Below are 17,216 nucleotides of genomic sequence, written 5' to 3'. Positions count from 1 at the left end.
CAGGCCCGACCATCCGGTCCCGATGAAAAAGGCGCAATCGAAAAAGCACACGGCATGGAGCAGCGCGATCCGGAGCGCCTTCGGGTCCCGGATGAGGGCGCTGCGTCGCCAGCTGCGGGTGTCGCAGGAGGAGCTCGGCTGGCGGTGCGGGCTCGATCCCAGCTTCGTGGGGCAGGTCGAGCGCGGCGAGCGCAACCTGAGTCTGGAGAGCATCTACCGCATTGCGAATGGGCTCGAGACGCTTCCAGCCAACCTCCTGGTCCCGCTGGAGGCCGGCCTTCGTCCTGAAGGCAAGAGCGACGGCGATCGAAGCGCCGCTCGTGCGGGAGCCGGGCCGCTGGGCGCCGATGCGCCCCTCAGCTCTTGAGAAAGTAGATGTCCGGCGTGTCCAGCACGCCGAGTTCCTGCATCTTCTCTCGCAGGTCCGCGGACGCGGCGAAGGCTTTGGCCCGGCTGAGATCCTGGGCCTCGAACAGGCCGACGACCTCGTTGGGATCGTCCGCGCCGCGAAGCAGGTATTTCTCGGTCAGGCCTGCCTCCGCGCGCTTGGGCAGATGGGCGTCGTACCCGGCCTTCCAGCTCGTGAAGTCCTTGACCCTGTGTCTGAACAACATGAAAGCAGGCATGGTTCGCTCCTGGTGTGATGGGCGCCCGGTTTACACCCATGCGCCCCGAGTGGCAACAGGCCACAAGGCCAGAGGCGCGGCCATCGAACTCAATGATGGACCCGCAGGGTGTCCGCATCCCGCAGTTCGAACGCGGGCGAGTCGAGATCGGCCACGCGCATCGACGCGCTCTGATCCGGGTATTGCTTGATGGCGCGTCCCGCGTAATCCCACTCCGCGAAGTGGCAGGGATCGTAGAACCCCCCCTGCCACAGGCGCTCGGGCGCATAGCGGTAGGCACCCTTGGGCGCATGCCGGGCGACGCAACCGCGCACCGGACTCCTCAGTGAATAGACGAAGAAGGCGGGACGCCCGGGCGGGATCGGCCGCCGGCTCCAGGTGTTGCGCGTCTGCGCCTGAAGGTCGTCGAGCATCTGCGGCGTCGTGCGCACCAGGGCGAAGGGCGCGTCGTTCCAGGTGAAGAAGATCGGGATTCCGGCGGCAACCTCGTCGATCGGAACGTCGACGTAGGCCACCGGCGTGTTCGTGGCCACGATGGACGATCGCGTCAACAGGAACACGACGGCCACACAGATGGCCAGCACGACGGTCCACAGAAGCGCGCGGGCTTTGCTCATCGGACCCATCTTGCACCATGCGCCGCCGGATTCACATTCCCGTCAACTGCCGCTTCTAAAGTGGGCCGGTCACCCCCGTGACTCGAAGAAATCCCCACAGACTCCGGAAGGAAGTTTCATGAAAACCAGAAGAACGCGGTTCTTGACGGCCGTTCTCGCGCTCCTTGTCTCCAGCGTCACCACGATGGCATTGGCTGACCACGACACCGATGACCGGGACGGCCGGGACGGGCGCAACGCGCCCTACCTCATCGGCCTCTGGGGTGACCTGCCCTATTCGGACGAGCAGGCGCTCAAGGGCGTGCCGAACCTGATCGCGGACATGAACAGGCAAGACCTGGCATTCACCGTCCACGACGGCGATCTCAAGGCCGGCAGCGGCACGCCGGGCTCCGTCACGCCGACGACCTGCAGCGACGCCATGTATGTGCAGGCCCATGGCTTCTTCGACGCGTTGAAGGCCCCCGCCATGCTCACGCCCGGCGACAACGACTGGACCGATTGCGATCGTCCGGCGAACGGCGGCTTCTCGTCGCGCGAGCGCCTGGACCATGAACGCCAGGTGTTCTTCGGCACCCCCTATTCGATGGGCCGGCAGCGCATGCGCCAGGAAGTACAGAGCGCCGCGCTCTGCCTGGGCGTGAACGGCCCGACGCCCTGCGTCGAGAATCGCCGCTGGACCTTCGGCGGCGTGACCTACGTGACGCTCAATGTCCAGGGCTCGTGCAACAACCTGTGCGACACGGCGCCCGACGCGGCGGAGTGGGCCGCGCGCAATCTGGCCAACATCGCCTGGCTGAGGGAGTCGTTCCGCTTCGCCGCCGCACGGCAATCGGCCGCGGTCATGATCATCTCTCAGGCCAATCCAGGCTGGGATGCGACCGATGCAACGCGAGCGCCGCTGCGCGACCCGAAGACGCTCGCCCAGACGGACGGCCAGCCGGACGGCTTCCAGGACTACCTGGTGGCCCTGCGCGAGGAGGTCATCGCCTTCCGCAAGCCCGTCGCCTACGTGCATGGGGACTCGCACTACCACCGCATCGACAAGCCGCTGCTCGACAGCCTGGGCCGCCGGCTCGAGAACTTCACGCGGGTCGAGACTTTCGGCGACAACCAGGCCAACGGCACCAACGACGTGAACTGGCTGCGGGTCCGTGTCGACCCCCGAAGCCGCGAAGTGTTCGCCTACCAGCAGCAGATCGTGCCCGCCAACCGCACGGCGGTGCCGGCGCCCTGAGGCCGGCGTCAGCGGGCTGCGGCGCGCCGCAGCCGCGCGCTCACTTGGCGCGGCCGTACCGGGCGGTGAAGGTGGCCGCGGCCAGCTTGTTGGCGTTGATCATGAAGCCGACCAGCGCCGCGGTGCCGTCGGCCGGCACGTCGAGCTTGTCGGTCTTCAGCGCGTAGACGGTGAAGACATAGCGATGCGGCTTGTCGCCCGGGGGCGGGCAGGCGCCGCCGAAGGCGGCCGTGCCGAAGTCGGTGCGCGCCTGGGCGCTTCCGGCGGGCAGGCCCTTGCCCTCGGCCACGCCGGCGCCCTCGGGCAATTCGGTGGCCGTGGCCGGGATGTTGTAGACCACCCAGTGCCACCAGCCCGAACCGGTGGGCGCGTCGGGGTCGTACACGGTGACGGCGAAGCTCCGGGTCTCCTTGGGCGCGCCGCTCCACTTCAGCGCGGGCGAGACGTTCTTGCCGCTGCAGCCGAAGCCGTTGAAGACCTGGGCCTCGGTCAGCATGCTGCCGGGCTTGATGGTCGGGCTGGCGAGCGTGAAGCCGGCGCCGTGGGCGAGCGGCAGGCAGGCCGCCAGCGCGAGGACCAGGGCGCTCGAACGCAGGGTGGATTGCAGGGTCATGGCCTTCTCCTTCTATTCGACGGAAGCGCGCGAGGCGTGATCATGCGCCAGCGCCGTGGTCCCATCCAACCGGGATACGGGCCGTGAAGGTCGTGCCCTCGTCGGTGGATGAAGTGACCGTCAGGCTGCCCCGGTGAGCCTTCACGATTTCGGAGCAGATGTACAGGCCCAGGCCCAGGCCGCCGCCGGGCTTGCTGCTCGCGGGTCGCCAGTAGGGCTGGAAGATCTTGTCGAGGTCCGCCGGCGGGATGGGCGAGCCGCCGTTCCTCACGGACACCACGAGTTCATCGGCTTCGCCCCTCACCTGGACGATGATGGGCTGGTCGGGCGCGCCGTAGGTGACGGCGTTGCCCAGCAGGTTCGACAGCAACTGCTGCACTCGCCCCTGGTCGCAACGAACCGAACCGGCGATGTCGATCTCATCGCGGATGTCCAGGCGGGGATTGGCGGCGCGCGTCTCGTCCACGACGTCCCTCAGGGCCGAACCCAGGAAGTCCGCGTCGCGGATCGTGAGGCCGATGCCCGACCCGAGGCGGCCGCGCGCCAGGTCGAGCACGTCGTCGATCAACCCGGACATGCGCCGCGTGCTGGACCGCAGCCGCGCGCCCAGCTTGACCAGTTCGGGCGCATCCGTGCGCCGCGACAGGAGCTCGGCGGTGGCGCCGACGGCGGCCAGCGGGTTGCGCAGGTCATGCCCGAGCACGGCGATGAATTGCTCGCGCAATTCGGATGCCGCACGCTCGCCCTTGAGCGCTGTCTCTGCCTGCTCCTGGCGGTCCTCATTCTCGAGCTGATGCGCGATCAGTTCCGCGAAGGCCGTGAACATGGCCACGATGCGCGCGTCCGAAACGATGGCCGGCCGCGGATCGATGGCGCACAGGTTCCCGAAATAGTCGCCGTTGCGGCGGATGATCGGCACGGAGATGTAGCTCTCGATGTTGTAGAGGCGCGGCGTGTGGTGGTCTCGGTAGACCGGGTCCTGGCTGGCGTGGTCGATGACGACGGGGCGCCGGAACGCGCGCGCTTCGCGGCAGAGCGTGGTTTCCACCTTGAGCTGCCCGCCGGGCCGGAGGCCGAACTGGATGCGGTCCTCGACGGCGCAGGCCGTCCAATTGCCTTCGGTGACACGCGCGACGGCCGCGAAGCCCATGCCGGTGTTCTGGCAGATGAGCTTGAGCAGCGAGGGCACCGAGCTCATGCGGCCGATCGCTGCCACGTCATGCGCGATGGCTTCGGGGCTGTCAACCACCGAGGCGGCATCGGCGGGATTGTCGAGCGGTTCCAAGATGCCTCGAATTGCGCAAGGCGCCTAACCCGCGGGCGGCTTCTCTTGAGTCTGGCGGAAGAATGCATTGAGCTCCGCGCCCGACGCGGCCCCTTCGAAGCCATCGAAGCTTCCATCCGCGAGCGAACGCGCGGCGCGGGAGAACCCGCCCCAGGCCGCGCGCGCCAGGGCGCCGCCGACGCTGACGCGCCGCACGCCGAGTTCGGCGATGTCCTGCAGGGTGAAGTGGCTGACGGAGCCGACCAGCAGGTTCACCGGCTTGGGCGCCACGGCGGCGACGACGGCGGCGATCTCCTCGCGCGTGCGGATGCCCGGCGCGTAGAGGCAGTCGGCGCCGGCCTCGGAATAGGCCTTGAGCCTGGCGATGGTGTCGTCGAGGTCGGGCCGTCCGACGAGGAAGTTCTCCGCCCGCCCGACGAGCAGCGTGTCGCCGCCCGCCGCGTCGATGGCCTTTCGCGCGGCGCGCAGCCGCGCGACGGCGGCGCCGATGTCGCGCAGCGGGTCGGCGGCATCGCCGGTCGAATCCTCGATCGACAGCCCCGCGACGCCGGTCTCGATGGCCAGCCGCACGCTCTCGGCGACGCCTTGCGGATCCTCCGCGAAGCCGCTCTCGAAGTCCGCGTTCACCGGAAGATCGGTGGCGGCGACGATCTCGCGCAGATGCTCGAGGACCGTCTCTCGCGACATCGCGCCGTCGAAGCCGCCGCGTGACCACGCGAATCCCGAGCTGGTGGTCGCCAGCGCCTTGAAGCCCAGGCCTTGCAGGAAGAGCGCGCTGCCCACGTCCCAGGGGTTGGGCAGGGCGAAGCAGCCTTGGGCGTGGAGGGCGCGGAAGGCGGCGCGCTTTCGGGCGACGGTACGGGTCATGGGGTCCTCCTCGACGGGGTGAAAGAGAAAAGGCGCTTCGGTCGCTCATCGCCTTGCCGATTGGAATCGGGGCCGTCTTCCCAATCCGGCAAGAGCGGTTGTACCTCACTGCCGGGCATTTTCCTCATTCAAAGTGCCCTGTGCCGTTCCGGTGCATGACGCGCTGATGTGGAACACAAGGCACCACGATAGCTCTCATTTGGCACCAATATTGCTTGCAGAGGACGCCTTCGCCGGTAGATCCGGTGATTCGCACCATTTCAAGACATAAATCTGCAAGTTGGGCCTCATGGACGCACTAAGACAGGGCGCGGATGCGCTGTTCATTCTTCTCGGGGCCATCATGGTCCTTGCCATGCACGCGGGCTTCGCGTTCCTCGAACTCGGCACTGTGCGCAAGAAGAACCAGGTCAATGCGCTGGTCAAGATCCTGGTCGATTTCTCGGTCTCGACCGTGGCGTATTTCCTGGTCGGTTACGGCGTGGCCTATGGCACGCACTTCTTCGTCGGTGCCGATCAGCTGGCGCTCAAGAGCGGCTATGAACTGGTGAAGTTCTTCTTCCTGCTCACCTTCGCGGCCGCCATCCCGGCCATCATCTCGGGCGGCATCGCCGAGCGCGCGCGCTTCTGGCCGCAGCTGATCGCGACGGCGGTGATCGTCGGCTTCGTCTATCCGCTGTACGAAGGCATCGCGTGGAACAAGGCCTTCGGCATCCAGGGGTGGATCGCGTCGGTCACGGGCAGCGAGTTCCACGACTTCGCGGGCTCGGTGGTGGTGCATGCGCTGGGCGGCTGGCTGGCGCTGCCGGCCGTGCTGCTGCTGGGCGCGCGCCGCAACCGCTACCGTGGCGACGGCTCGCTCAGTGCGCATCCGCCTTCGAGCATCCCTTTCCTCGCGCTGGGCGCCTGGGTGCTGTGCGTGGGCTGGTTCGGCTTCAACGTGATGAGCGCCCAGAGCATCGACAAGATCTCCGGGCTGGTGGCGGTCAACTCGCTGATGGCGATGGTCGGCGGCACGCTGGTGGCGCTGGCGCTGGGCAAGAACGACCCGGGCTTCGTCTACAACGGCCCCTTGGCGGGCCTGGTGGCCGTGTGCGCCGGCTCCGACCTGATGCATCCGATCGGCGCGCTGGTGGTGGGCGGCGTGGCGGGCGCGATCTTCGTCGTCATGTTCACGCTGACGCAGAACAAGTGGAAGATCGACGACGTGCTCGGCGTCTGGCCGCTGCACGGCCTGTGCGGCACCTGGGGCGGGATCGCGGCCGGCATCTTCGGCAGCAAGGCGCTGGGCGGCATCGGCGGCGTGAGCGTGCTGGCGCAGCTCATCGGCGTGGCGATCGGCGTCGTCTGGGCGCTGGTCGCGGGCACCGTGGTGTACGGGGTGCTCAAGAAGACGCTGGGTCTGCGCCTCTCGCAGGAGGAAGAGTACGAGGGCGCGGATCTCTCGATCCACCACATCACGGCCACGCCCGAGCGCGAGGCGAACTGGTAGGCGGGGCGCTGACACCGGTTCAGTAAGATGGGCCAGGGGCCTGCGCTCGCCATGCAGGCTGACGAACGAACGTCACCAACAAGAAGACAAAGCGCATGAATTCGGAAGAGGAATATGACCGGATCGTCGGAAGCCTGTACGACGCGGCCTTGCTGCCCGATACCTGGCGGCGGGCGCTCGGCGAGCTGACCTCCTGGACGGGCGCCAACCTCTTCCATCTCGTTCAATGGAATGCCACGTCGCAGCAGAGCCGATTCAACGTGCACTCGGAGGGCATCGAAGGCCCCATTCGGCTCTATGACGCGTACTACGGCCGTATCGACCCACGGCGCGTGCTGGCGAGCGAATGCCCGGAAGGCGAGGTATCGGCCTGCCAGCGGCACTTCGACGCCAGCTTCATCTCGCGCAGCGAGTACTACCAGGACTACCTGGCGCCCTGGGGCGTTCGCCACACGCTGTCGAGTTCGGTGCTCACCGAGGGCGACGATCGGATCCTGGTGGGGCTGGTACGCGCCAGCGAACGGGGCGCCTTCGCCGATGAGGAGATCAAGCGCACGCAGCGCCTCATGCCGCATCTGCGCCGCGCATGCAGGCTGTGGATGCGCACGCGCGACCTGCATGAATCATTGGCGATCGATCGTCAGGCGGCGCATTCCACCGGGCTGGCGGTGTTCGGCCTCGATGCGAACGGCAAGATCGTCTTTGCCAACGGCCACGCGGAGGCGCTGCTGGGGGACGACGACAGTCTCGTGGTCAAGGGCGGTCGTCTCAGGGCCACGGCGCCGGCGGATGCGTCCCGGCTTCGACGCGCCATCGTGCAAGCCGTCGAGAGCAAGCTCGCCAGCAGCCTCCCCGTCTCAGGCGTGCGATCCGGACCGCAGGCCTGCTTCGTGAGCGTGGCGAGCCTTCCCCAGGAAGCCCTGCTGGCGCCCGCGCTGGGTCGCGCCCGCGCGCTTGTCACGGCGCGGCGACGCGGGCAGGCCGGCACGCTGTCGTCGCAACAGCTGTCGCAGATCTTCGGCCTGACGCCGGCGGAGTGCGGGGCCGCGCTGGCCTTGCTCGACGGCAAGTCGCCGGAGGAATACGCCCGCGGAGCTCGGTTGTCGATGTCGACCGTCCGGACCCAGCTTCGGGCGGTCTACGCGAAGACGAACACGCGCGGACAGGCCGAGGTCGTCGGGCTTCTCAAGGCACTCCCCGGCTGAGTTCGCCGTGCCGGGTCCGACAGCCGGCCATGCGACCCTGAAACGGGACATTTGTCACGCGTGACGTGGCGGCCTTCGTCCAGATGGATGAAGACGACGCATGGATGCGCCTTTGAGAATCGTGCCGTGCCCCGGTGCCTGCTCCCTGGAGCGGTCGCATCGGGCCGCATCGCCAACAACATCCCACAAGGCCCATGAATACTCTCCTCTTGCGTACACCTGCCGCGCTCTGGCCGGCTATCTCCCTTGCAGCCGTGCTGACCGCCTGCGGCGGCGGGGGAGGCTCGTCCGGCGGCGCGCCCGCCGCTGGCTCGACCACCCCCGCGCTGAGCCTGTCCGGCACCGCGGCCACCGGCGCGGCCTTGGCCGACGCCACCGTCAGCGTCACCTGCGCGAGCGGCAGCGGCAGCGCCAAGACCTCGACCGGCGGCGCCTACAACCTGAGCCTGAACAATGGCAGCCTGCCTTGCGTGATGACCGCCACCAGCGCGGACGGCAGCATCGTGCTGCACTCGGTCGCCGCCGGCACGGGGACCGGCACGGCGAAATCCAACATCACGCCGCTGAGCGAGCTGCTGCTCGCTCAGCTGTCGGGCACGGACCCGGCGTCCTATGTGGCGCGCTTCGATGGCACGACGGCGATCAGCGGCGATGCGATCGCCAGCGCGCAGACGGCCCTGCTGACCTTGCTCGGCGGCGCCGGCGTCGATGTCTCCGCCGTCACCGATATCCTTTCCGGCACCTTGAGCGCGGGCAGCGGGACCGGGTACGACGGCGTGCTCGACCGGCTGCAGGCCTCGATCGCCGCCGCAGGCACGAGCCTGGGCGAGCTGTCCACGACGGTAGCCGGCGCGAGCGGTGTCGGCAGCGCGACCGGCACCGCGACCGTTTCCACGCTGCTGGCCGTGTCGAGCAGCGATTGCGCCGCCCTCAAGAGCGGAGCGCACCGGGTGGTCGACATCGTCGGCAAGACGAACTACCTGGCCACGATCAATGCTTCGGCGATGACGGCGACCGTCAACGGAGGCACCTACGCCCTCCACCGGAACGCCAGCTGCGACTACACGCTCAACGATTCGGGCAGCACGCGCGTGCTGGTGGCCAAGTCCGGCATCGCCGCATGGGTCAAGGGTAGCGGCGCGAGCGGCTCGATCGGCATTTCACTGCCCGTGCAGACGCTGGACATGGCGTCGCTCGGTGGTGTCTACAACCGCAGCTCGTACGCCGGGGCCGCCAGTACGACCGGCGACTTCGGCACGGTGACATTGAACGCGTCGGGCGTGAACACCGTCTCGACGAATTGCGCCGGCGGCTACGGCGCTTGCACCGAAGATCCCACGCCGCAGGGGCACCTGGCGGTGAACGCCGACGGCGGCTTCGACTACATTGACGATGGGCAGGGCGGCATCATCGGCGCGCGCCTCTTCGGATTCCGCAATGCCGCGGGCAAGACCCTGCTGCTCGGACTGGAAAGCAGCGGCACGCTGACGATCCTCAGTGCGCAGGCACCGTTGGCGCTTCCCGCCGTCGGCACTTCCAATGCGTTCTGGCAGTCCACGATCAGCAGCACCGGGATCGGCGTCGTGAGCGAGGAGAGCAACACCATCACGGCCGTCGACGCCGCGACCGGCGCGGTGACGCGCCAGTTCGCTTCGGATGGCCACACCGACGTCGTCGCCTTCAACGCGCCCTACGGCGGTATGCGCTACCGCGCTGCGAACGGCTGCAGTCCCATCACCTGCAGCCCGAGCGTGCAGGTTCCGCTTCAGGGCACCGGTATCGTGATTGCCGTCAGCGGCGTATCGACAAGGCACAACATGACCGTGTCGATCAACAAGCCCTGAGCCCTAGCAGACCGTCCCGCCCCGGTTCTCGCGCGTTCCCATTGACAACGCTGTCAAAGTTGCCTAAGGTTACAACGTTGACGGCCCTGTCAAGGATCGGATCGAATTGCCCGCGTCTCGAAACGAGACGCTGTGATTCAGGAGAAACGCATGCTGTGGGAAAAGAAGGTTGCACGGTGGAGCGAAGCGGTTCGCGCCCGTGCCAATGTGCCGGCGCGCTTGAGTCTGTGGGGCGGGCAGTCGTATGACTTCGGGACTTTCGACAAGCCCGCCGTCACGCTGCACGTGAAGTCGGCGGCGGCGCTGCCGCTGCTGCTGGAGCCGAGCCTGGACAACCTGGGGGAGGCCTACATCAAGCAGAAGATCGACCTGGAGGGCCGGCTGCGCGACGTCATCGACATCGCCTACGCGCTGGCCAAGTCGTCGATCGACAAGCCCAGCAAGCTGCAGCGGGTGGCGCGCTACTTCACCCATTCGAAGAGCTCGGACCGGAAGTCGGTGCAGTACCACTACGACGTGTCCAACGAGTTCTACCAGCTGTGGCTGGACCCGAACATGGTCTATTCCTGCGCCTATTTCGAGAACGGCGACGAGGACCTGGCGAGCGCGCAGCTGCGCAAGATCGACCACATCCTCACCAAGATCGAGCTGAAGCCCGGGCAGACGCTGCTCGACATCGGCTGCGGCTGGGGCGCGCTGGTGATTCGCGCGGCGCAGAAGTTCGGCGCGCGCTGCGTGGGCGTGACGCTTTCGCAGAACCAGTTCGATCTGGCAACCGAGCGCGTCAAGGCGGCGGGCGTGGCCGACCGGGTGGAGATCCGGCTGCAGGACTATCGCGATGTCACGGGCCAGTTCGACCGCATCACCAGCGTGGGGATGTTCGAGCACGTGGGGCGCAAGAACCTGCCGGGCTACTTCCGTCGCGTGCAGGAGCTGCTGGCCGATGACGGGGTGGTGATGAACCACGGGATCACCTCGACCGACCCGGAGGGCGGAGAGGCGTCCTACGGCGGGGGCGAGTTCATCGACAAGTACGTGTTCCCGGACGGCGAGCTGCCGCACATCGGCTATGCGCTGCGGGCGATGCAGGAAGGCGGGCTGGAGGCCTTCGACGTGGAGAACCTGAGGCGGCATTACGCGCGCACGCTGCGTCTGTGGAGCGACAACTACGAGGCGCAGAGCGCGCGGGCGCACGAACTGGTGGACGAGGAGAAGTTCCGCATCTGGCGGGTGTACCTGGCGGGCTGCGCCTATGCGTTCGAGAACGACGACGTGGCGATCTACCAGATCGTGGGGCGCAAGGCGGGCCGGCCGGCGGACACCTTGCCCTGGTCGCGCCGCTACATCTACGGCGGTGACAAGCCCGCCGTGAGCAGCTGACTACGCCGGCGGCGCGATGTTCTGATTGACGCGGAACAGCCGCCCAGCGTCAGCCCGGCGACGCCGGTGGATGTCACGCGCGAAGTCGGCGCAGCGCGCGATCAGGCGCGGCCGCTTGCCGCTCATCGCGTTGTAAACCTTGCGCGCCGCGCCGCGCCGCGCCGCGCCGCGCCGCGTCGTAGTCCGGCCCCTCCGGTTGCACCACGGCGCCGCGCATCCGGGCCTTGAAGGCCTGCGGGCTGACATCGTCGAGCATGACCACTCCTTCGAGGAATGAACGCCAATGATGTCCGGTCATTCGGCGACGCCTCGTTCGCCGATCCGCTACTGGTCGAACTTCAGGTTGTGTTGCCTGACGGTCGCGCCGAAGGCGTCGTACTGCGTGCGGAAGAAGGCCGCGAACTTCGACGGACTCAGCCCATAGCCCTCGAAGCCCTGCTGTACCAGCCGGCCATGCACGTCCTCGCGCTTGAGCGTGGCCTGCAGCTCCGCCGAGAGCCTGTCCGTGATGGCGGCGGGCAAACCCGGCGGCCCGAAGAAGCCGGCCCAGGGCGTGATGGTGAGCTTGCCCAGGCCCGCCTCGCCCGCCGTCGGCACGTCGGGCAGGAGGGCGCTGCGCTCGGGCTGCAGCGTGACCAGCGCGCGGATGCGGCCGTCTTTCACGAAGCCGGGCGCCAGCGTGCCGGTGGTGAACATCATCTGGATCTCGCCGCCCAGCAGGTCCGTCATGGCCTGCATGTCGCCCTTGTAGCGTGCGTTGACCACCTTGCGTTCGTTGCCGAGCAACTGCAGCATCGCCAGCTCCGCCGCGCTGTTGCTCGAAGCCGAGTTGTAGCCGCCGGGTTTGGCGCTGACCATGGCCAGCAGGTCGTTCACGTTCTTCACCGGCAGGCTCGCGGGCACGACGAGGAACATCGAGAACTGCCCGGCGGAGCTGATCGGCGTGAAGGCCTTGAAGGGGTCGTAGGGCGCATCCGGCCGCAGCGTCGGTGCCGCCACCATGGCGGTGTTGGTGCCCAGCAGCAGCGTATAGCCGTCGGGCTTCGCGGCCGCCACGGCCTGCGCCGCGAGGATGCCGTCGGCGCCCGGCCGGTTGTCCACGATCACCTGCTGCCCCAATTGCTTGGAGAGCCCGTCCGCGATGATGCGCGCGATCGAGTCCGCGCCGCCGCCCGACGCGAAGCCGACAACCAGCCGCAGCGGCTTCTGCGGATAGGCGTCGGCGCTCCAGGCGGTGATGCCCGGCAGCGCGAAGGCGCCGCCGGCCGCCATCGCGGTCCATGTCATGAGGGTCCTGCGTTGCATGTCGATCTCCTTGGCTTCGGAAACGGTCAGAAGAGATGGCGGACGCCGAATTCCAGCCCCGACGAGTTCTGGCCCCCCAGCGGCGCCGGACCGCCGCTGACCACGTAGCGCGCCTGCCCGCGGTTGCTCAGGTGCGCATAGGTGGTGTAGAGCGCCGTGCGCTTCGACAGGAAGTGGATGTAGCCGATGCCGAACTGGCGCGCGTCGTTGGTGCTCTGGAGCGTGCCGTTGGCATTGCGCAGGGTCGCGTCGCTGCGGTCGTCCAGGGCGGCGTAGCTCACGCGGATGCGGCCGACATCGCCGGCGGGGATGATGGCGCCGAGCTCGGCGGTGTTCTTGCGCACCTGGCCGGCCAGCAGGTTGACCTTGACGACGTTGTAGAGCGCGTAGAACTTGGCGAAGCCCGCGTCCCAGGAGCCGCCGATGTTGGCGTGCGTGTAGTCGCCGATGACGGCGGTCGAGACGTTGCGCGTGCGGGTCACGGCCGCGGCCACGTCGAAGGCGCCGGCGGCGAAGCCCACACGCGCGCCGGCGAAGTTGCCGTCGTTCTCGTTCGCCGCCGGGGACACGTTCTCCCCCGTGCCCACCATCGCCATGCCGTAGAAGCCGCCGAGCTTGGGCAGCCAGTAGCTCACCGTGTTGCTGCCGTCGATGGCGCTTGGCAGGGGCGCCGCGGTGACGCCGGCGAAGGTGAAGTTGCCCGCGCGCGCCACGCCGTTGGCGTTGAACGGGTCGAAATAGATGCTGTTGTAGTGCGTCGGAACGAAATCGCGACCCACTCGCACTTCGCCGAGGCCGTCGGACGAGAGGCTCACGTAGGACTCGCGGTCGAAGGCCAGGGGCCCGGCGGTGGTGGCGCCGCTGGCCTGGTTGTTGGTGTTGGTCGCGCGCCCCGTGCCGTTGTCGGGGTTGAGGCTGCCTTCGAGCCAGAAGCCGGCACGCAGTCCGCCGCCCAGGTCCTCGCTGCCGCGAAAGCCGAGCCGGCTGGTCGAGAGCCCGCCGTTGGACACGGCATTGACCGAGCCGACGCCGCCCGCGGTGGTCCGCTGGACGCCGAGGTCCATGATGCCGAACATGGTGACGCTGGACTGGGCGTGCACCGCGCCAAAGGCCAGGCCGAGGGCTGAGCACAGCAATAGTTTCTTTTTCACGGATTTGTCTCCTGCTTCTTCTCTGGTTAAAAAAACGGGGTTCGCGGGCATGGCTGCGCCGCCGGGTGTGGACGCGAGGTCCACACCCGTTGTCTGAAGACTCAGGGGATGCCGGGTTCTAGCCGGGCGCTTTCGCTGGATCGAAGCGCACGAGCACGGCGCCTTGCGAAAGCGGCCCCACGTTGCGCCGGTACTGCTGCAGCCAGCCGGTGTCATGCATCGGCGGCGGCGCCTGCCAGTCCGCGCGGCGCGCCTGCAATTGCGCGTCGCTCAGCGCGACATCCAATCGGCGGGCGTCGAGATCGATGGTGATGAGGTCGCCGTCGCGCACCAGGCCGAGCGGGCCGCCGAGCGCCGCTTCCGGCGACACCTCGGCCACCACCAGGCCCTTGCAGACGAGGCCGGAGAGGTGGCCGTCGGTCAGGATGGCGACCTGGTCGCCCAGCCCCGCGCCGTCGATGGCGAAGACCACGCGCGATGCGCCGCCGCCCATCGCCGGGCCGCCACAGGCGCCCGCGCCGCGCATCACCACCACCTGGCCGGGGCGGATGTCGCCCTGCTTGAGCGCCGCGATGGCCGCGTCCGAGGTCCAGAAGCACAGGGCCGGGCCGGTGAAGCTGCGCATCTTGCGTTCCACGATGCCGGTCTTGATGAGGCCGGACTCGGGCGCGAGATTGCCGCGCAGCAGCACGATGGCCGGATGCGCCGCCACCGGGCTGGCGATCGGGCGGATCACCTGCGTGTCCGCGACCTGTGCGTCGCGCAGGTTGCCGGCGACCGTCCGGCCGGTCACCGTGAGCGCGCTGGTTTCAAGCAGCGGCTCGAGCTGCTTCATCAGGGCCCGGCAGCCGCCCGCTGCCTCGAAGGCCTCGATGCTGTGCGCGCCGATGGGCCGCACGCCGGCGAGCACGGGCGTGTCCGGCCCCAGGCGCTCGAAGAGGCCGTACACGTCCACGCCGCATTCGCCTTCGGTCGCCACGGCCTGCAGGTGCTTGGCGCAGTTGAGCGAGCCGCCGACCGCGAGCACCGCGCGCACCGCGTTGGCGAAGGCGCCGGGCGTGAGGATGTCGCGCGGCTTCAGGTCGTCCAGCACCATCTGGACGATGCGCGTGCCGGCGGCGCGCACGTCGGCCATCATCTTGGGGCTCAGGGCGGCCACCGGCGCGCTGCCCGGCAAGGCCATGCCCAGCGCCTCGCAGACGATGTGCATCGAGTTCGCGGTGCCCAGGCCCGAACAGACGCCGGGGCCGCGGATGGCCTCGCGGCTCATGCCGACCAGCTCCTCGATCGGCAGCTTGCCCGTGACCGCATGCATGGCGCCGATGAACACCTCCTCGATGTCCATGTGATGGCCCTTGTACTCGCCGCTGGGCTGGTAGCCGCAGGGCACCAGCAGCGTCGGGATGTTCAGGCGCGCGGCGGCCATGAGCTGCCCCGGCACCGTCTTGTCGCAGGAGGTCAGGCAGATCATGCCGTCGAGTTGCGCGCCCTCGACCGCGACCTCGATGTCGTTGGTCACCAGGTCGCGCGCCGCCAGCATGTAGGCGCCGCGCGCGCCCGCGCCGGTGATGAAATCGCTGGGCGCGGCGGTGCGGATCTCGAAGGGCACGCCGCCCGCCGCGCGGATCGCGGCCTTGACCTGCACCGCCACCTGGTCGAGGTGGCTGAAGCAGGCGGCCAGTTCCGAGGAACTGTTGACGACGGCGATCTTGGGCTTCTCGCAATCCTCCTCGGGGATGCCGAGCGCGCGCCAGTGGGCGTTGCGCACGGACCAGAGGTAGGAGCCGCGAGGGAAGTTGCTGCGCAGGGGACGCGTCAAGATGGAGCTCCGTTCGTTTTCTTCTTGGTGATTTCGATGACACCGCGATCGGCATCGACGCGGACCCAGTCGCCGGTCTCGATGCAGGTGAGCGGATCGCGTTCGAAGTCGGTCATCGAGGGCGAGTGCGTGACGACCGCGCCCAGCGCCATCTTGGTCGTCATCTCGTTGAACAGGAAGGCCGCCGGCGCCGAGTTCAGCAGCCGCGTCATGTGGAACATGGCCGACCAGCCCGAGGAGCCCTTGGCGCCCGGGAACACCAGCACCTTGCCGGCGAAGCTCACGCCGCGCAGCTCGTGGCGCGTCTCGATCACGGTGCCGGTGCGCGGATCGATGCCGCCCCAGCCCGAGATGCGGTCGCGCGTGACCAGCGCCTCGCCCTCGGCGATGCCGCCCACGACCTTGCGGCCGCGGATGACGATGCTTTGCTGTTCCATGGTTTCGGCGCTCATGCGTAGCCTCCGTTCCAGCGGCCGGTGCAGGCCGCGTCGATGCATTCGGCCGTGCTGCCGAACCAGGCCTGCACGCCGAGGATGGCCGGCAGGTAGTGCGCCTGCTTGGCCGAGTCGAGGGCCACGGTCTTCGTGCCCTTGGGCACGGCGCGGCTCATGGCGGAGCAGCTGTCGCTCATGATGATGCCGCCCGCCTCCTCGATGATCCGGGTGTAGCCGTTGCGGTCGGCCAGCGACTTGATGGCGCGCGGGGTGAAGATCCACAGCTCGCAGTTCGGGTGCACCTTGCGCCCCTCGATGAGCTGCGCGGCCTCCCAGATCTGCTCGATCGTGTAGTGCGGGCAGCCCAGCATCACGTACTGGATCTCGGCATCCTTGCCGGTGGCGTTGATCTTCTCGTAGGTGGCGCGCCGCTCGGCCTCGCCATAGCGGATCGTCTGCCGGGGCGCGCGCCCGCCGAGGGCCTGCTCCAGCGTCAGCGCCTCGGGCGTGATGCCTGCGATGTGGTACATCTCCACGCCGCCGGAGGACGACGCGGCGGCGCCGAAATGCTTGAGCCTCGGCAGGTTGGGCACGCGGCCGATGCCGCGCCGGCTGTGCACCACGGGCACGCGCTCCTGCACGTGCTCGCCGATGTAGTAGCCGAGCAGGCCCCAGTCCTGGACCGATTCGACCTCGATGTCGAGCTCGACCACGTGCGTGGCGCGGCGGTTCTCGTCGAGGTGGTAGCCCCAGTACGGAATGCGGCCCGTCAGCATGGCCGCCCCCGTGCTCTCGCGGCCCTCGGTGTTGGTGCGCGCGCCCAGCACCGAGTTGCAGTAGACGACCGCCGACGACTCCATCCACGCGCAGTGCTCGCCGCGCGTCGGGATGTTTCCGACCTGGTAGGGCGTGCAGGTGTTCATGATCTGCGCGCCGAGGCCGGCCGCGTGGCGCTCGCTCTTGTTGTAGAACTGCACGATGTCCTCGCTCACGCCCATGCGTTCGGGCTGGCCGGGATCGAAGCCCAGCTGCAGGTGGCTGGTGAAGACCTTGAACTTCGGGATCGCCACGACCTCCTGGCTGTCGAGGCTGAATTCGGAGAAGACCGCGTCCATGCCGCCGCCCTTGGCGTGCGCGAAGTCGCGCTGGAACGGTGTGGTGGAAGTGATGGTGGCGCAGACGTTGCGCGTCTCGACCAGGCGCTCGGCGCCCAGGGCCTCGCCGTAGCGCATCAGCAGGTCCATGGCCTTCTGGACGGCGGGGCCGTCGCGGCCGTCCATCATGGCTTTTTCTTCATCGCTCAGGTGCATGGCCTGTTGTCTCCGTCGGTGGTCTGGTATC

At 68.4% G+C, this 17,216-nt stretch carries 17 protein-coding genes; 6 read left to right on the top strand and 11 right to left on the bottom strand.

Annotated features, from left to right (window positions below; genetic code table 11):
- The first annotated feature begins 22 nt into the window (after positions 1-22).
- Positions 23-367 (top strand): helix-turn-helix domain-containing protein, encoded by a 345-nt coding sequence (locus AC1DNF_RS20420; RefSeq protein WP_478150439.1) that lies wholly within the window; start codon positions 23-25, stop codon positions 365-367.
- Here the strand turns inward: AC1DNF_RS20420 and AC1DNF_RS20415 are convergent.
- The gene (locus AC1DNF_RS20415) at positions 357-626 is read right to left on the bottom strand and encodes a hypothetical protein (RefSeq protein ID WP_478150438.1); all 270 of its coding nucleotides are present in this window, start codon (positions 624-626) and stop codon (positions 357-359) included. The genes AC1DNF_RS20420 and AC1DNF_RS20415 overlap by 11 nt on opposite strands.
- Positions 627-715: 89 nt before the next feature.
- Complete coding sequence (locus AC1DNF_RS20410; RefSeq protein WP_478150437.1) at positions 716-1,243, bottom strand: Rieske (2Fe-2S) protein; 528 nt, start codon at positions 1,241-1,243, stop codon at positions 716-718.
- A 118-nt stretch (positions 1,244-1,361) separates the two neighbouring features.
- Here AC1DNF_RS20410 and AC1DNF_RS20405 point away from each other — a divergent pair, with 118 nt between their 5' ends.
- Positions 1,362-2,480: a hypothetical protein gene (locus AC1DNF_RS20405; RefSeq protein WP_478150436.1), complete on the top strand. Its 1,119-nt coding sequence runs from the start codon at positions 1,362-1,364 to the stop codon at positions 2,478-2,480.
- Between the two features lie 40 nt (positions 2,481-2,520).
- Here the strand turns inward: AC1DNF_RS20405 and AC1DNF_RS20400 are convergent, their stop codons facing one another.
- Genes AC1DNF_RS20400 through AC1DNF_RS20390 form a run of 3 tightly spaced genes read right to left on the bottom strand, consistent with a single transcriptional unit; the run spans position 2,521 to position 5,245 of the window.
- Positions 2,521-3,093, bottom strand: a complete 573-nt coding sequence (locus AC1DNF_RS20400; RefSeq protein WP_478150435.1) for a YbhB/YbcL family Raf kinase inhibitor-like protein — start codon at positions 3,091-3,093, stop codon at positions 2,521-2,523.
- A 40-nt stretch (positions 3,094-3,133) separates the two neighbouring features.
- On the bottom strand, positions 3,134-4,378 hold the full coding sequence (locus AC1DNF_RS20395) for a GAF domain-containing sensor histidine kinase (protein WP_478150434.1): 1,245 nt from the start codon (positions 4,376-4,378) through the stop codon (positions 3,134-3,136).
- Positions 4,379-4,402: 24 nt separating this feature from the next.
- Positions 4,403-5,245 carry an isocitrate lyase/PEP mutase family protein gene (locus AC1DNF_RS20390; protein WP_478150433.1) on the bottom strand — a complete coding sequence of 281 codons (843 nt, stop codon included), beginning with the start codon at positions 5,243-5,245 and terminating at the stop codon, positions 4,403-4,405.
- Between the two features lie 289 nt (positions 5,246-5,534).
- Here AC1DNF_RS20390 and AC1DNF_RS20385 point away from each other — a divergent pair, with 289 nt between their 5' ends.
- The 4 genes from AC1DNF_RS20385 to AC1DNF_RS20370 all read left to right on the top strand — a co-directional run bounded on the left by AC1DNF_RS20385 (position 5,535) and on the right by AC1DNF_RS20370 (position 11,166).
- Positions 5,535-6,737 carry an ammonium transporter gene (locus AC1DNF_RS20385; protein ID WP_478150432.1) on the top strand — a complete coding sequence of 401 codons (1,203 nt, stop codon included), beginning with the start codon at positions 5,535-5,537 and terminating at the stop codon, positions 6,735-6,737.
- 95 nt (positions 6,738-6,832) lie between these two features.
- Positions 6,833-7,942 carry a helix-turn-helix transcriptional regulator gene (locus tag AC1DNF_RS20380; RefSeq protein WP_478150431.1) on the top strand — a complete coding sequence of 370 codons (1,110 nt, stop codon included), beginning with the start codon at positions 6,833-6,835 and terminating at the stop codon, positions 7,940-7,942.
- Between the two features lie 194 nt (positions 7,943-8,136).
- Positions 8,137-9,786: a hypothetical protein gene (locus AC1DNF_RS20375; protein WP_478150430.1), complete on the top strand. Its 1,650-nt coding sequence runs from the start codon at positions 8,137-8,139 to the stop codon at positions 9,784-9,786.
- A gap of 150 nt (positions 9,787-9,936) precedes the next feature.
- Complete coding sequence (locus tag AC1DNF_RS20370; RefSeq protein WP_478150429.1) at positions 9,937-11,166, top strand: class I SAM-dependent methyltransferase; 1,230 nt, start codon at positions 9,937-9,939, stop codon at positions 11,164-11,166.
- A 73-nt stretch (positions 11,167-11,239) separates the two neighbouring features.
- On the opposite strand, the gene AC1DNF_RS20365 is transcribed toward AC1DNF_RS20370, so the two are convergent.
- The 6 genes from AC1DNF_RS20365 to AC1DNF_RS20340 all read right to left on the bottom strand — a co-directional run bounded on the left by AC1DNF_RS20365 (position 11,240) and on the right by AC1DNF_RS20340 (position 17,185).
- Positions 11,240-11,422: a hypothetical protein gene (locus AC1DNF_RS20365; RefSeq protein WP_478150428.1), complete on the bottom strand. Its 183-nt coding sequence runs from the start codon at positions 11,420-11,422 to the stop codon at positions 11,240-11,242.
- 68 nt (positions 11,423-11,490) lie between these two features.
- Complete coding sequence (locus AC1DNF_RS20360; protein ID WP_478150427.1) at positions 11,491-12,471, bottom strand: Bug family tripartite tricarboxylate transporter substrate binding protein; 981 nt, start codon at positions 12,469-12,471, stop codon at positions 11,491-11,493.
- Between the two features lie 26 nt (positions 12,472-12,497).
- Complete coding sequence (locus AC1DNF_RS20355; protein ID WP_478150426.1) at positions 12,498-13,622, bottom strand: porin; 1,125 nt, start codon at positions 13,620-13,622, stop codon at positions 12,498-12,500.
- A gap of 118 nt (positions 13,623-13,740) precedes the next feature.
- A complete protein-coding gene (ilvD, locus tag AC1DNF_RS20350) occupies positions 13,741-15,441 on the bottom strand; it encodes a dihydroxy-acid dehydratase (protein WP_478150425.1) in 1,701 nt (566 codons plus the stop codon).
- Positions 15,438-15,893, bottom strand: coding sequence for an aconitase X swivel domain-containing protein (locus AC1DNF_RS20345; RefSeq protein ID WP_478150424.1), 456 nt, complete (start codon positions 15,891-15,893; stop codon positions 15,438-15,440). The genes ilvD and AC1DNF_RS20345 overlap by 4 nt, the downstream gene beginning before the upstream one ends.
- Positions 15,890-17,185, bottom strand: coding sequence for an aconitase X (locus AC1DNF_RS20340; RefSeq protein WP_478150423.1), 1,296 nt, complete (start codon positions 17,183-17,185; stop codon positions 15,890-15,892). The genes AC1DNF_RS20345 and AC1DNF_RS20340 overlap by 4 nt, the downstream gene beginning before the upstream one ends.
- Positions 17,186-17,216 lie beyond the last annotated feature (31 nt).

Source organism: Variovorax sp. 01T432 (assembly GCF_056398605.1).
Note: the sequence above shows the minus strand (reverse complement) of the source record. Positions and strands in the feature narration are given on the sequence as shown.

What these genes read in the sequence shown, in the direction of transcription:
- AC1DNF_RS20420 (WP_478150439.1), top strand. Translation starts at nt 23, where the DNA reads ATGAAAAAGGCGCAATCGAAAAAGCACACGGCATGGAGCAGCGCGATC.
- AC1DNF_RS20415 (WP_478150438.1), bottom strand. Translation starts at nt 626, where the DNA reads ATGCCTGCTTTCATGTTGTTCAGACACAGGGTCAAGGACTTCACGAGC.
- AC1DNF_RS20410 (WP_478150437.1), bottom strand. Translation starts at nt 1,243, where the DNA reads ATGAGCAAAGCCCGCGCGCTTCTGTGGACCGTCGTGCTGGCCATCTGT.
- AC1DNF_RS20405 (WP_478150436.1), top strand. Translation starts at nt 1,362, where the DNA reads ATGAAAACCAGAAGAACGCGGTTCTTGACGGCCGTTCTCGCGCTCCTT.
- AC1DNF_RS20400 (WP_478150435.1), bottom strand. Translation starts at nt 3,093, where the DNA reads ATGACCCTGCAATCCACCCTGCGTTCGAGCGCCCTGGTCCTCGCGCTG.
- AC1DNF_RS20390 (WP_478150433.1), bottom strand. Translation starts at nt 5,245, where the DNA reads ATGACCCGTACCGTCGCCCGAAAGCGCGCCGCCTTCCGCGCCCTCCAC.
- AC1DNF_RS20385 (WP_478150432.1), top strand. Translation starts at nt 5,535, where the DNA reads ATGGACGCACTAAGACAGGGCGCGGATGCGCTGTTCATTCTTCTCGGG.
- AC1DNF_RS20380 (WP_478150431.1), top strand. Translation starts at nt 6,833, where the DNA reads ATGAATTCGGAAGAGGAATATGACCGGATCGTCGGAAGCCTGTACGAC.
- AC1DNF_RS20375 (WP_478150430.1), top strand. Translation starts at nt 8,137, where the DNA reads ATGAATACTCTCCTCTTGCGTACACCTGCCGCGCTCTGGCCGGCTATC.
- AC1DNF_RS20370 (WP_478150429.1), top strand. Translation starts at nt 9,937, where the DNA reads ATGCTGTGGGAAAAGAAGGTTGCACGGTGGAGCGAAGCGGTTCGCGCC.
- AC1DNF_RS20365 (WP_478150428.1), bottom strand. Translation starts at nt 11,422, where the DNA reads ATGCTCGACGATGTCAGCCCGCAGGCCTTCAAGGCCCGGATGCGCGGC.
- AC1DNF_RS20360 (WP_478150427.1), bottom strand. Translation starts at nt 12,471, where the DNA reads ATGCAACGCAGGACCCTCATGACATGGACCGCGATGGCGGCCGGCGGC.
- AC1DNF_RS20345 (WP_478150424.1), bottom strand. Translation starts at nt 15,893, where the DNA reads ATGAGCGCCGAAACCATGGAACAGCAAAGCATCGTCATCCGCGGCCGC.
- AC1DNF_RS20340 (WP_478150423.1), bottom strand. Translation starts at nt 17,185, where the DNA reads ATGCACCTGAGCGATGAAGAAAAAGCCATGATGGACGGCCGCGACGGC.